The organism is Helicobacter sp. (assembly GCF_017502485.1).
In the GTDB taxonomy this organism is placed as follows: Bacteria; Campylobacterota; Campylobacteria; order Campylobacterales; family Helicobacteraceae; genus Helicobacter_B.
In genome coordinates, this window is record NZ_JAFVUX010000030.1 from 1 (window position 1) to 14,380 (window position 14,380).

The 14,380-nt window shown below is 37.0% G+C and carries 13 protein-coding genes; all 13 read right to left on the bottom strand.

The window, feature by feature from the left end; all coding sequences use genetic code 11:
• Positions 1-388 precede the first annotated feature (388 nt).
• Positions 389-748: a hypothetical protein gene (locus IKB69_RS06675; protein ID WP_290947652.1), complete on the bottom strand. Its 360-nt coding sequence runs from the start codon at positions 746-748 to the stop codon at positions 389-391.
• Positions 749-864: 116 nt separating this feature from the next.
• The gene (locus IKB69_RS06680; RefSeq protein ID WP_290947654.1) at positions 865-2,730 is read right to left on the bottom strand and encodes a type IA DNA topoisomerase; all 1,866 of its coding nucleotides are present in this window, start codon (positions 2,728-2,730) and stop codon (positions 865-867) included.
• A 9-nt stretch (positions 2,731-2,739) separates the two neighbouring features.
• On the bottom strand, positions 2,740-3,189 hold the full coding sequence (locus IKB69_RS06685) for a YopX family protein (protein WP_290947656.1): 450 nt from the start codon (positions 3,187-3,189) through the stop codon (positions 2,740-2,742).
• On the bottom strand, positions 3,186-3,854 hold the full coding sequence (locus IKB69_RS06690; RefSeq protein WP_290947658.1) for a hypothetical protein: 669 nt from the start codon (positions 3,852-3,854) through the stop codon (positions 3,186-3,188). The genes IKB69_RS06685 and IKB69_RS06690 overlap by 4 nt, the downstream gene beginning before the upstream one ends.
• Before the next feature lie 16 nt (positions 3,855-3,870).
• Positions 3,871-5,820, bottom strand: a complete 1,950-nt coding sequence (locus tag IKB69_RS06695) for a type IV secretory system conjugative DNA transfer family protein (RefSeq protein WP_363240346.1) — start codon at positions 5,818-5,820, stop codon at positions 3,871-3,873.
• A gap of 432 nt (positions 5,821-6,252) precedes the next feature.
• Complete coding sequence (locus IKB69_RS06700) at positions 6,253-6,717, bottom strand: hypothetical protein (protein ID WP_290947662.1); 465 nt, start codon at positions 6,715-6,717, stop codon at positions 6,253-6,255.
• 3 nt (positions 6,718-6,720) lie between these two features.
• Positions 6,721-7,647 (bottom strand): ATPase, T2SS/T4P/T4SS family, encoded by a 927-nt coding sequence (locus IKB69_RS06705; protein ID WP_290947665.1) that lies wholly within the window; start codon positions 7,645-7,647, stop codon positions 6,721-6,723.
• A 2-nt stretch (positions 7,648-7,649) separates the two neighbouring features.
• Positions 7,650-7,859, bottom strand: coding sequence for a hypothetical protein (locus IKB69_RS06710; RefSeq protein WP_290947667.1), 210 nt, complete (start codon positions 7,857-7,859; stop codon positions 7,650-7,652).
• A gap of 89 nt (positions 7,860-7,948) precedes the next feature.
• Positions 7,949-9,733: a hypothetical protein gene (locus tag IKB69_RS06715; RefSeq protein WP_290947670.1), complete on the bottom strand. Its 1,785-nt coding sequence runs from the start codon at positions 9,731-9,733 to the stop codon at positions 7,949-7,951.
• A complete protein-coding gene (locus IKB69_RS06720) occupies positions 9,730-11,475 on the bottom strand; it encodes a DNA type IV secretion system protein ComB10 (RefSeq protein WP_290947672.1) in 1,746 nt (581 codons plus the stop codon). The genes IKB69_RS06715 and IKB69_RS06720 overlap by 4 nt, the downstream gene beginning before the upstream one ends.
• A gap of 9 nt (positions 11,476-11,484) precedes the next feature.
• Positions 11,485-12,780 carry a TrbG/VirB9 family P-type conjugative transfer protein gene (locus IKB69_RS06725; protein ID WP_290947674.1) on the bottom strand — a complete coding sequence of 432 codons (1,296 nt, stop codon included), beginning with the start codon at positions 12,778-12,780 and terminating at the stop codon, positions 11,485-11,487.
• Positions 12,780-13,010, bottom strand: coding sequence for a hypothetical protein (locus IKB69_RS06730; RefSeq protein ID WP_290947676.1), 231 nt, complete (start codon positions 13,008-13,010; stop codon positions 12,780-12,782). Before IKB69_RS06730 ends, IKB69_RS06725 begins: the two co-directional genes overlap by 1 nt.
• A gap of 89 nt (positions 13,011-13,099) precedes the next feature.
• Positions 13,100-14,218 (bottom strand): VirB8/TrbF family protein, encoded by a 1,119-nt coding sequence (locus IKB69_RS06735; RefSeq protein ID WP_290947678.1) that lies wholly within the window; start codon positions 14,216-14,218, stop codon positions 13,100-13,102.
• Positions 14,219-14,380: the final 162 nt, after the last annotated feature.

Here is a 14,380-nt window from a genome sequence, read left to right on the forward strand (position 1 = left end):
CTTATGGCTTCTCTCTCATCGCTTTCCAAAGATACTACTCCTGTATTCATTAGAGCTAGTGCCTGCTCTTTTGTAAGTGTTTGCTCCATTGTTTAATCCTTAGTCTATTTAGATTCTATTTAGGCTTATGCCAAACTTTTCACAGTATAGTCAAAAAAAAAAAAAAAACAAGCTTAAGGCTTGGTGAGTATTGCCCTATGTCATCTTTGCTCCTTTAGATTTGAGATGTGATATTGTAGAGCTAAAAACTGCGCAAAATATCGTAAAATACGCGTTTTATCGCAAAACTAAACCCCTTAAAGTTGTTATAACAAATTGAGAATTAAGTCTGTAATAGTTATAATAAATCTAAGAGATTTAGATTTTAAAACGCGCGTGCGAGAGTTTTTTACTTTTCTTTATTTTCATTTTCTCCTTGATATTCCTTGAAATCAAACTTCTTTGTAAAATCACTAAGAGAGCGCACATAGAAATTTTCATCACTATCTTGGTAAAGCACCATAGACCCTGCGGATTCTGTGCTCGCATTGATTGCTCTACCTATGTAGCAATACTCTTTGAGTGTTTGCCTATCAATCACTATACAATCGTGTGCGGTGAGCTTGTGCAAAGTTTTTTGCAAAGCCCTTAGGCTGCTTGCAGAGATTTTGCTACTATCGATTCTCACAGCACTTGTAAGAATATGGTCAATGGTTTGTATGTCTTTGCTCATCACTTGTCCTTTTATTGTGGATTCTTTTAGTTTCATTTTTTACCCTTTAGTAACTCTGTATTCTGGATATTGCCTAGCACTTCACACTTTGCTCTTTCTAATATAAGGTATGACTTTGTTTGCCAGATTGATTAGATAGCTTTTTTGTCGTTTTAATGATTGTCCTTTTTATAGTCTTTTTTGGGGATTTGCTTGCTATATTTGCTGATAAAATCACCAGCAATTTTATAGTGTTTGTTGTAGTCATTTGGAAGATCTATGCCAAGTATTTTTGCTATATCTTCGCAGAATTTAATTTGTTTGGGGCTTGGTGGGTATTCCTTTTTCTCCTTTGGCTCTGTTTTAAGTGGTATAAATTCCATTTTTGAATGAACATCTTGCATATATGCTACATATTTTTTCTCTCCACTCATTATCTCATCAAGAGCTTGCTCCATTTGAGCTGTGAAGTTTAGATCTAATAGCCACGCGTTCTTGTCTCTTTTGAAAAAGTTAATGACAGATATTCCAAGAGCCGTGGGGATAATCTCACGCTTTTTATCATTGGAGATTTGAATATACTCCTTGCTTAGTAGGGTTGGTAGATATTTGGCATAGGTGCTAGGTCTGCCTATGCCTGATTTTTCCATTACTTCTATAAAATCTGCTTCTAGGTATCGTTTGGGCGGGGCTTTGTCAATGTCTTTTATAAATACTTGACTGATGGGCAAAAAGTCTTTTTCATTATAAGGGAATGAAGTGATTTCTTGCTCTGCTTCTTTTGTTTCATCTGCGCTGTCTTCAAAAATACCCAAATAGCCTTTATCGACAATCTTTTTGAAGCTTAATTTAAATTCTGTCATTTTGATATTGAGATAGACATCAGTTTTCTCATACACAGCTGGCTTACTTTGTGAAGCAATGGTATTTTTGAAAATTAGCGTATAAAGTTTTATGTGGTCGCCATCTAAACCCTCTTTAGCGCATATACTAGCAATCTCTTCATATCTGTGGCAATGTGTGATTCTTATGGCTTCGTGGGCTTCTGCTTGGGAGTGTTTGCCTGCTTTATAGGTGGTGTATTTGTAGGAATTAGGATAAATATCCGCATAAAAACTTTGCATTTCTAGTAAAAACTCTTTGCTTAAACTTTCAGAATCTGTGCGGATATAGGTGATCAGCCCTTTGGCAAATAGCTCTTGCGCTAGAGTTTGTATCCTTTGGGTAGAAATACCAAGCTTTTTACTTGCTTTTTTAAGGAGCTTGCTTGTTGTGAATGGCTTCTCGGGGCTAGAGCTCACGCTAGTTTTTTCTATTTTAGTGATTAAAGCTCTATCAAAGCCTATTAACTCTTGCAAGAGCGTTTGTAGTGATTCTTGCGTGGGATATTTGATTTCTTTACCATTTTCTGTATGTTTAAATACTAATTCCTTGCTATCAACAATACTTCTAGCACGCAAGGCGTATTCTTTTTTCTCACTATCGCTTAAGCTATGAAATGCCTTTATCTCTTCTTCTCTTATGGTAATGAGCGATAAAGCTGGGGTCTGCACTCTACCTGCACTTAAGACATTTTTAGATTCTAGCCCCTTTGTTAGATAAGGCGATAGAATAAAGCCTATAAGCTGATCGCTTACTCTCCTGCCTAAAAAAGATTGATAGAAGTTTAAATTTGTATCAATAAAGAGCTTGGCATTATCTAAGCCGTTTTTAATGCCGCTAGGCGTGATTTCGTGGAACTCTGCTCGATAGATTGTCTTTGCCACATTTTTTATCTTTTGATAAAAATGGTAGCCAATAGCATAGCCCTCTCGATCAGGGTCTGAAGCGATATAGACTATTTCATTTTTAGATTTTTCAATAGCGCGCATTATGCTATATTTCTTGCTTTCTACATAGTCAAATACAGCAGCATAGCCATTGTCTATGTCAATATGCTTTAGCTCCATAAAATGCCCAGCAGTTGCAATGACTCCATAACCTGTGATTTGCTTAATTTTTTCTACCTTATTGGGTGATTCGATAATGATTAGTGGCATTTTTGCTCCTTAGTTATGATTGTTCAATAAATCCGCATTTTCGTGAATATTGCCTACGACTTCGAATGTAAGGCCATGGTAAAAAAACATATCAAAAAGACTAAAATATTTTTTTCCTTTCTTTGTCTCGCGCTCTATACAATATCCCCCTCCCACATTTTTGAAAAATATTTGTGCCAAAAATGTTTTTTTAAGGCATTTTTCTTTGATGTGTTTTGCTAAAACTTCATCTCTATCATCATTATATTCGTCCCTATTTTTAAAGCAAACTATATCGCCCTCGTATATCTTTGTGCCAAACTTATCACGAAATCCACTCCATAGCTCAATATATTCAAAAACTCCACCCTCTTCCCTAGGGACAAAACTAGCTTTGCCCTCTTCAAACTGATAAGTTACACTTACATAACTATTTATTTTCCTGTTCCATAATCTAAAGTCAAAATCTGCGAATTTCATTTTGTCTCCTTTTGCAAAGTGTGTAGAGCTGTGCTACTCTCTTGGATTTGGCAAAGCTTGCTATCAAAGCCAGCTTCTAGGGCTTGCAGCTCATCACCAATTTCTTTGATTTTTTGCTGATTATCTTTGAGCAATGACTCTATGAAAGATGGTGGGATATAGTTTCGTAGCCACAACACCATTAGATGATATATGTCTTGATAGAGATAGATGGCTTCTTGGTAGAGCTCTACTACTCTGGTGTGTTGCTTAGAGACTTGTGTTGTAGATTCTAGCGGGGTTTGTGGGGTATTTTGTAAATGTATTTGCCTTGCAAAACTCTCACACCATTTAGTAAAGGTATTTTTAGCTGGCACAATCTCCACTTTAGCAGCAGGCTGCAAGCTAGAGAGATAGCTTTGTATGGTATCAAATGCCTTATCCAAATGCTTTGGCGGTGTTTTAGCAACAAATTTGCTAAATCGCTCATCGTTATTTAAGCGGTTTTTGATATGGGATTTATGTGCATTGCGCAGAGCAACAATGCTTGGTAAAATAATATTCCAATCATCTTGTTTTAACAATCCAAGCTTAATGCCCTTGTATCTACAACAGCTTTCAAATGAGCTTTTTTCATCATCATTGCTTAGAATAAACTCTATGCCAAATCTATTGCGTTGTTTCATTGTGTCTCCTTTAGTGTTATGTGGTTGCATTGCTCGCTCCTTGTGATTTGATATGTGAGTCTGTAATATGCACCATAAACCCGTGCTGCACTAGTGTATGGCAGTTTGATTGAATATCTTTGTATATGTCTAATGGAATATGCTTTGTGCTATGTGGGGCTTGCAGAGCCGTATTGATAACGCGCTCATCAATGCTCATTACATACTCTTTATCTTGCAAGCTTATAAGCCTATTGATTTCTGCTTCTATGTCATCTTGGCTTAAGCTAGCATTTTGCTCGGTTTCTGCGATAGTCTTATCCCACTGCGTTTCTGGGCTTGCTTGCTCGCCTTTGTCAAAAGTGGATTCTAGGGCGACTGATTCTTTAGGCTCTTTGGCTTGCGTGTCTTCTGCTTGGGCTACTTGCTTGGGTTTTTCCTGTGGTTGCGGTCTAGTCTTCTTGCTTGCTTTTTTATGCAATGCAAGTAGCTCGGTATTATTTGGATCATAGCTCCATTTGATTTTTTTAAGCATTTCCTCGTCTTTGTAATAGTATTTAGCAAGGAGCTTCACAGGCTTTGCCTTATGCCCTGAAACAATAATGATGATATGCTCTTTGTGGATATTTAAAATATCTTGCGGACTTAGTAAATCCGCGCCCTCAAGAGAATAGGAGCTACTACCACCAAGAATTGCATTTTCCTTGGTGCTGTAATTGCGACTCTCACGCGTATATTTACCAATTTGTTTGGAGACAGCTTCTGCTGATTCGTAATCATTCATTTTAAAGAGCATTTGGAATGCGATGGTATCAGTCATTGTTTTGAGCTTTTCTTTGCCATAGTATTCTTCGATTAGTCCATAGCTTTGCGTAATATACAGCGGCACAATGCCATAGCTTCTACAAAGTGCTGGCATTTCTACTAAAAATGGCATTTGCCCAAAGCGTATAAACTCATCAAGCACCATAAAAATCCGCTCACTAGGTTTGGAGCTTTCTCTTGTCATAAGATTTTTGGTTATAGATTCCAGCAATACTCGTATGAGTGATTTAAGGGTGTCTATGTCTGTTTGAGCTATTTTTATATAAAGCGTGATGTTTTTGGTGCGCAAATCTTCGTATTCAAAGCTCATTTCATTAGTAGCATCTCTTACTTGATAAGAGTAAAACACGCTCATTATGCGATTAAACACTGATTTGACAGAAGCAAACTCATTTTCATTGGATTTGGCTAGGGCTCTTGCGCAGTTTCGGACAACTTCATCTAATAGCTCCATACCATTTTTGGCATTCTCTTCCATTTGCTCTTTTGTTTCTTCTTGCCAATTTTTAGGGTTTTTTACATCAAGGTATTTTTGATCTGCGCATTGTTGGTAGTAGAGCATTTCAGGCTCTACATTTGGGATTTGCACTCTCTCTCCATTGTCATCAACTTCCCAAAGCATTTCATAGAATCTTGAGCCTTTTTCGATGAGTGGCTTATAATCCTTGACAGGTCCCGTGGCGATGTCAAAGAAATTACTTTCATTTTTCGTGCATACATCATAGAGTGCGTAGAATACAAACAGCTCTTTGGCTTTGGAGATCCAATGCGGATCACTTCCTTTTTCTTCCACAAATATGGTATTTGCAATTTCATCTACAAGGCGTTTTTTGCCATTAAAATCCAGCTTTTCTATAATCTTCTTATCAAAGGGGTTAAATTTCAAATTATTATCATTACCTAGTGGATTAAAGATGTAGATCTCATTTTTTAGAGCCTTTTGTCTATATCCAGCTGTGAGATCGCATAGCTCGCCTTTAATATCAAGCACCACGCAGCTTGTAGGTAGTGTCAAAAGATTTGGGATTGCCACAGCAGCTGACTTTCCGGCTCCGGGCGGTGCTACAATGAGCGTAGATAAGGGTGCATCATAGTAGGTGTTTTTCTTGCTCCATAGCTCTTTATACACTCCAAGTAAAAAGCCGCCCCTGCTAAAATTCATTTCTAAAAGCGGTGTAGTAAGCTCAAATCCACAATGCAACACTACTTTCCACGATTTTAGAATATTGGGAGAGAAGTATTTAAGCGGGTTAATAATGTCCTTTAGACTCTCTGTAAATTTTTCTGCATTAAATTGATAGGATTCTATATCCTTTTCCTTAGCCCACTTGGCATTTCCGTGCGCCTTTTTTACTCTCTTGCCTGAAATCATATAGATAAATAATAAGGCAGGTATTGGGCTTAGGGCAAGTGAGATATACACCTGTGATTTCATTGGTCTTTTGCCAAGATTATCAATAATCAATACAGCAAAGTCAATAAGCCTGCTTATATCATTGATTGCAAAAAAATAATGCAAGCAGTATAAAAATGTGGCTGGCACACTTAGGATTACACATAAAATATATAAGGGGATAAGTTTGGGTGATTTCATTTATACACCTTTTTTAATTGTTTGCAATTCGGCTAGAATCTTTTTTGTAAGATCTCGCATTAGTAAAATGTTTTCAGTTGTTTCTATAAGCTGTTTTTGTGTCTGCGTGTGAAAACTCTCATTGTTTTGTAGCTCCTTTAGAGCTTCATCTCCTACAAGATTGGCAATATTAAGCCTAATTGCTATTTGATTGAGATTACTAAAAGTCGCATTTAAATCTTTGTAGAAAGAATGGTTTAGGTTAATGAGTGCTACGACTCTATCAATCGTGTTTTGTCTATTATCTAGCTTTTGCTCGCAGAGATTTTCTCCATAATTCTCTAGCAAATATTCCAAAAACCTTGTCATACTCATTCCAAGCTCTTGGGACTTATCTCTTAATACCCTATAAGATTCTAGACTAAAAAGAGCGTGAAAGTGCTTTGCATTATAGGTCTTTGAATCTTGGTAGTTTGGTGATCTCATTGGCTATCCTTGATGATTTAGGATTTTGTATAGGTCTTTTTTGACATCTAGGACATTGTTTATGATTCTGCCCTGCGCAGTTCTTTTAATCTGTATGACATAATCAATGCTCGCTACAAAATACGCGATGATATTTTCATTGGACATAGCACTAGCACCACTAAATTTGGCATTGAGCGTGATTGCGTGGATAGAATCTTCTACGCTATTGGCGTGCAGTGTAGAGATAGAGCCACTATGCCCTGTATTATTGATACGCAAAAAGAGCATTGTATTTCTTGTATCAATCTCGCCTAGTAGGATTCTATCAGGGCTCATACGCAAGCAGTCGTTCAGTGCTTTTTCATAGGTGTAGTTGTTGTCTTCATTTTTGCTTACTAGAATTTGGACTTTATTGGGATTTTTGATGTGAAGCTCTGGAGAGTCTTCTATGGTGATAACGCGCTCATCAATCCCTATTTCTTCTATCAAGCAATTAGCAAAGCTGGTTTTCCCTGTCGCTGTGCCGCCACTGATGAGAATATTTTTCTTCTCTCTTACAAGGGATTTTAACTGCTCATAGCTCGTATCACAAGCAATACTAAAGCATTCTATGGGGAATTTTCTATCACTTGGAATACGGATATTGATACTTATTTCATTATTGCTTGTAATGCTTGGGTGCAGGGCATTGACTCTAAGCCTAGAATCAGGGATAGAGCAGGAGAGATGTGGCACTGCTACATTGAAAAAGAGATTGCGTGCAGTGGCGAGCTGCTCACAGAAATTGAGCAAAAAGCGCGTATCGAGCTCTTCATCAACAACGCGCTCATACACGCCATTCTTACCTAACCACAGCTCTTTTTCTCTATTGAAGCAAATCTCATTTATATCCATAGAGAGATATTTCTCAAGCTTAGAAATAGCAATATCGAGTATTTTGCTGCGCATTGTTATCTCAAGCTTTGGATTTTTTCTTCAAGTGCTTTGATTTTTTGCATTTTTTGGTGCAGTTTAACTTGAAGTGCTCTATAAGACTTGATTTCTTTTTGCGCTTGCGCTAGCAATTTATTCTTTTGCATAGCAGCACTGATAGATTCCATCACGGAATCAAAGTTTGCTGTATCAGTATTAGATGCTTGTGTTATGGTGTTTTCTTCCATAATATCTCCTTATAATAATATGTAAAGTCTTTTAGTGTTGCCTGTGCTTTTACATCATTTACTACTCCTTTACTACTCCTTGTGTGGGGTTATGGAACTTTATAGGGGATATAAGAGTTACATCTCCCACTGTTACCCTCATTTTTATTCCATTTACATTCATACCCCCAAATATCTGTGCCACTTGTGCAAGTCTGATTGCCACCTACTTTGCTAAATACCCAGCTTTGATACTCTCCACTATTTTCTATGGTGGGATTAGCGTAGTTTTTGCTATGGATTTCATAATAGGTGCGCCACTTTTCATCTGTGCCTATCCCATTGCTTGCTACCACTTCACTGCGTCTTGTTTCTGTAAAGGTTTCACCTTTATTATTAGGATCAGCATATTTTTTAAACTCGCTTCCATCAGGGCGCAGATATACATCATATTTGGTTACATCATAGGTAACATAAGTAGATGTCCAAGATGTTGTTCCTTGATGACTCCAGCCAGTATGTGTTTTATCATTCCACGCAGTAGTGCATCTCTTTGTATAACTTGTATATTTTGGTATAGAAAAGTTTTTCGACTCCCTTTTTATTTCTCTTTCTTGATCCACACCTTTGATTTTTTGGTATTTCAAAATATATTCACTCTGCTTCCCTCCCTCCACGGAATAATCACAAGAAGTGATTAAGCTCTCCTTGCCCTCAATATTGTCAAAAAATGAAATTTGTGTGCGTTTTTTGCCTTGCAAGGCGACATCGTCCATTTCCCACTCGCCACACGCTTTTTCTTCCCAAGCAAACTGCTTATCCGTTAGCACATATTGATTGATATAGACTTTGTCATTGGTGTAGGGGTCAATGTAGTATTGATTAGCGATTCTGCGTGAAGTCTTTGATTTATCATCTTTTTTATATTCTACTAAATCTTCTTTGACATTGCCATAGGCTATGCAGTCTGTGGCTTCTCGTATAAGCCCATCAATACCACGGAATAAAATCTGTGTTGTATAAAATATACCCTTATCATCATTGCCTTTATCAGTCTCATCAAGCGTGCATTTAGTATCATCTTTATAGAGTTCCGCTTGGTATTCTTTCCCTACCAAATCTACGCAATCACCGATATTTTGGATTTTATTTTCATTATCGACATAGTAGAATTGTGTTTGTTTGATTGCTTTATTATTAGCAAAGTCGAAGCGATATTCACATTTGGTATCATCGCGCACAGCAAACTTTTCTACGCAATTTCCATCTTTATCGATGACAGAGAGCTTGATAGCATTCTCCAAAAATTCCGGCACTTTGCAGTATTGCGCACTCCAAGTAGTCGTTGTGTTGCCATTGGTTTCTTTTCCACTTGAAGTAATGGGCAGATAAGGGATAGAGCCTGCTCCTGTGCTACCGCTGCCACCTACACTAATATTTCCTACACTACTCCCACTCGCATTACCCTGTGATCCACTTGTAGCTGCACCTTGTTGCCGCTTTTTTCTCTCTTGTTTTTGTTGATTTTTTTCAAGCGTTTGGTTATTGACAATCTGCGCAAAATCTCGTAACTCCGCTTCATTTTCTCCCTTAAAAACAACATTTGAGCCTTTTGGCAGCTTGGTATTTAGGCTTTTTAATTGTTTTAAAGTGCTAGGTCTTGCCTTTAGTTCATAGAGTCTGCCACCACTGTTAAATCGCTCAATGCTTAGAAGCACTTTGTTTTGAGCATTGACTTTGTAAGAGCCGATAGCTTGCCACGCTTGGTTTTGATAGGTCATTTTACCACTAAATAAGCCTTGCTTATTTTTAAACAATATGTCTTCTTCAATGATGATATTAACATCAGCATTTGCTAGGCTTATGTAAAGCAATATTGCTAGAAACTTTTTCATTCTTCACTCTCCCGTTCTTCTTCATCTTCATTAAAATCCTGTGAGGCTTCTAGTGAAGATTCTAGTGTTTGGGTTGGTTTTTTCTTTTTCACTTCTTTAAGCTCTGTGAAAAATCTAGCCATAGCTTCTCCTTTTTTTGGGATTGGGATAAAAATGTCTTGTGTAGGAGCAATGAAGATCCTTGAACCCTCTTTTATGGTAATGATTGGTTGAAGCTTAATTTGCTCTTGCACGATTTTTTGAATGATTGATGAGACATCTTGTCTCATACCTGATAGGATTTGGGATTGGATATAAGCATTGGCAAGATTGCCAGCTTCACTTTTTGACTGCTCAATCGTGCCTTTTTGATTAAGAGAATTAACTGCTAGCAATAAGCCATTGGATAGGGTTGAGAGTGTAAGCGGTATGCCATATCGCTCAAAATTTCTTGTATGCACTTCGCCAATTAGACCATTGTATCCTTTTACATCAGCACCTTTAGCATCGGTTAGCATAATATTATTGCCCTGTGGGGTAATGATTCTTGTCCAAAAGATTTGTAGGCGATACTCGCCTATCTTGTTATTGCTTTGATAAAAACCTATAACCTTAGAGCCCTTTGGGATAAGCACCACTCTTCCCATAGCCCCATAGATATTGGTTTCCACTTGTGCCACAGCACTACCGGGAATCTGTGATGAGATTGGGCGCACCAAAAAGGCAGGTATCATTCTATCTGCTGTAATAGTGCGCAGCAGCTTATGTTCATTTGAGCCATCATCTTTATCTTCTAAGTTACTAAACTCACTAGCACCATAGTCTTTTTCATATCTTTTTTTCTTACTTTCATCTTCTTGCAGTCTTGAAGCTAGAATGTCGTTAATCATTTTTTGCTTATCATCTGCCTTTTCATAGATGAATTTTTGATTTTCTAGTGCGACACGATCGCCTATCAAATTGCCGTCATCATCATAAAAAAGCTTATCACTTTGTCCTTGTTGGGCTAGTTTTGGTGTGTTTTGTTGATTTTGTTTAGAGTAGGGGCTGCCCGCAAATGGATCATAATCGCTAGGTTTATCAGGGTTTTTCTGTTCTTTTAGAGAAGTATAGGCTTCATCATTATTGGTATTAACATTGCCCATCTCATCATAAATAGTGAAATTACCATTTTTATCTTCTATAATTTTTTTACCATCTCTGGTGTAGGTTGCTTTATTGCCATTTTCTAGCTCGACTCTATTGTTTTCATCATCATGTAGGATAATGCCACCCTTATCATTTCTTTCAATCTCTACGCCATTTTGATTGAACACCTTATCCGTGCTATTTAGGTATTTCTTCTCTCCATTTGCGCCAATAGTGTAAGGCTTGCCATTTTCATCATACAACACACGATTACCATCTTTATCATAGAGAATCAAATTGCCATTTTCATCTACTTGTATGACATTGCCAGCCTTATCCTTTAAATGTCCTAGTAAAATACGCTCTTGCTGCTTTTTAACTTGCTCTTCTTGGTTTTTTAGTTGATTTTGTAATTTGGCTACTTCTTGCAGCAAGGTGTCTATCTCGCGCTGCCTTTTGGCAGAATCTTGGAATAAATAGTCTTCGAGTGGAAATTTGCTTTGGATCTCAAACTCTTCATCATCTTCTTTAAGGTTTAATACAATAATAAACAATGTGGTAAAAGCAGCTAATGGGATAAGCACAATTTTTCTTTTTAGTAGTGCTAGGAATGATAGCTTGCTTAATATATTCATTGCTAACTCTTATTTACTTGTCTTTTTGCTCTTATTGGTTTGTTTAGGTGCAGCAGGTGTATTGATGCTATTTGGATCAGCAAGTGCGGGAGTATTGATAATCTCTACATCACCATTTCCTTTGTCTTTAGGCAGGGGCTTTTTGTTGTTTTGGTTAGGTTTTGTGTCTGGTTTTTGGCTTTCATAAACAATGAGCGATTTATCAAGCCTTTCTATACACACCCACTCATCGCCCATCTTAAGTGTCCATTTTTCGTTCAAGTCTTCAGCTATGATGTAGTTGCCAACAATTTTTGTATTAACGGGGTTGTCGTATCCATCGACTACTTTGAATACCACAGGAAATTTTGAATTAGAGTCTGTTTGATCAAATTTAAAATAGGTATAGTCTTTGTCGTTAAATATATCCATTGCCTGCATTGCGATAGAAGCTCGCGATGGCTTGGCTATAAAAAATCTTTTCCAAGAGCGTGTAGATTTTGGTTTTTGAACATAGCCGCGCTGGATTTTGGACTTATCAATGTGGAGCTTATTGACTTTGTCTCCAATAGTTAAAAACTCTCCATCATCTTCTTCAATTACTGCACTTGGTATCTTTCTTGTATCAGGCATATCATTTGTATTTTGTGTGATATATGGACTAGTATCTTTGTGTTTTTTCGCATTTTTAGCGCGTTTAAACTCTGCATTACTTTTACTTACATCTTCAAGATTCTCCATAGCAATTTTTCCTATACGCCTATCCTTGCTGACAAATACGCTAAAAGCTGGATCTCTACGATTGGTAAAATGTGTGGAGAATAGATAGAATGTGTAGATTGTGCCGCTCTCCCCAATTACTAACAAATTGGTATCAATGCCTATGAGTTTTGGCTTTATAGTTAGGATATTGCTTAGATTCCATTTTGGATTTGGGATCTGCCTTGCTTCAAATCCATTAGGGTCTCCTAAAATTATTTCAGCAATTCTGTCATTGTCGAAGATAAAAGTTGTTATCATCGCATAGCGTGTGCGGATTTTGTGCGTATCGCCATCTCTGTGGAGAATATTGATATTATTATCTTGTAGCTTGCGGTTTGGATTCCAAAAATGCTTTTGCACGGCATCAAGAAACACCATTTTATTGGTATGATCATTTGTGCCTTGGATTTCTTCTCCAAAATCACTATCACTAAATACAGATCCATCTTCATCTTCAAAGGCTTGCTGCTCTAAAGTGGGCTGGGATTCTATTGTTGGTTCTTGTGCTACTACAATGCTGCAATAGACAAAAATTCCCAATAACGCTATGGCGATTTTTTTCATTATTCACTCTTTTTTTGCTTTTCTGTTTCGTTTATTTCTTTATTAGTTTGTGTCTCTTGGGCTATTTGCTGACTTTTCTCTCCACCATCAAAATTTTCTTGCGCTTGCTTCTTTTTGAGTATGGAATCTATGAAATTAGATATTTTTTGCATTTGCGCTACGGAAAAATCTCTAAACTCTGCTCTGACATCTTCATTTTTGGCAAGCTCTTTGATCTTGGCAAAAGACAACTTGGAAATTTTGATGTATTTAAAAAGTGGCTTGTATGTAAATACAGTGCCCCTACAACGATTGCTAATGTGAAACTCATAGTTACTCCTTATTCAAATGGATTTGGCGTATCGCCTGCCGTAGTCTGCGCCGGTGTTTGTTGCTGTTGTGTTATCTCCTTTTCTTTAATTTTCTCTTGTGCTTTCTCTTGGTCTATTTGCATTTGCTTAATACGCTTAATATCTTCATTGAGCTTATTGCGTATTTCTGCGTGATTCATCGCAGAAACATCTCCATTAGTCTTAAAATCTAGTGGCTTTGATTTTTGGATAGAAAAACCATCTTGATGTGATTTTGATTCGTTGTCTTTATATTGATAGTTGTCTTGTAAAAACTCTTTGGAATCAAGCCCACCCTTTAGCTTCTCTTTTTCTTTTATTTTGCTTTGCACACTATTGGGATTTACTTTGTTTTCATCATCTAAATCTTTAATAGTTGCAATTTCTGTTACAGCATATTCGGTAACTTGGAATCCTGTGGGATTCTTTGGTAGTGATTTAAAGTCAATATCAATGCTTTCATATTTATAGGTCAAAGAGATTCTATAGCGTTTTTGACTTTGGAGTATGCCTAGGTTAAATAGCGCAATTTGCACTTCTGCATTGGCATATCCATTTTTGATTTTTGTGATATTGACAATTTTTACAGACCGCTCTAGGTTTTCATTGCCATAAATAGAGCTTTCTTGCGATACAATGTTCTCAAATGTTTTCCAAACTTTTGTATTAGATTGCAGGCGCACTACTTCATAGCGATCACTATCATCAAAACGATTGATTGTTTCTCTATTGATAATATATGCGCCAATCAGCGAGCGTGTAAGAGCATCATTTGCTGTGATATTTTCATTAGCTTTTTGTATATGCACAAAGTTTTGTGTAGCATTGGAAAATCCCACAAGATAAGGCTCTTTTTCTTTTAAGGGGAAAAGAGAGATGATAAGAATTAGCTGCACAAGCACAATGGCAATTAGCAACTTATTGAAATTTAACACAAAGTCATAAGTCTTTCTCTCTGCTGCAAATATAGTATTTGCGTCTTGTATGGTGTCGAAGATGGTTTCTAATTTAATATGTTTTACTTCATTGGCTTTTTTGAGCACTTGCTCTAACTTATTTTTTGCATTTTGCAAGTATTGTGGTAAAGCTTTTGGCTCTTTTTCTTCCATTCTACTGCCCTTTACCTATGGATTTTGCTTTGTTTGGTGTTAATTGTTTTTCTCTAGTGAGAGCAGCGGATTTTTTGTAGTGCGCAGCAACTTGCGGATTCTTAAACTCCATTTGCTTGTTAAGATTCCTGTCAGAGTAGAATGTTATAATTACATCAGCAA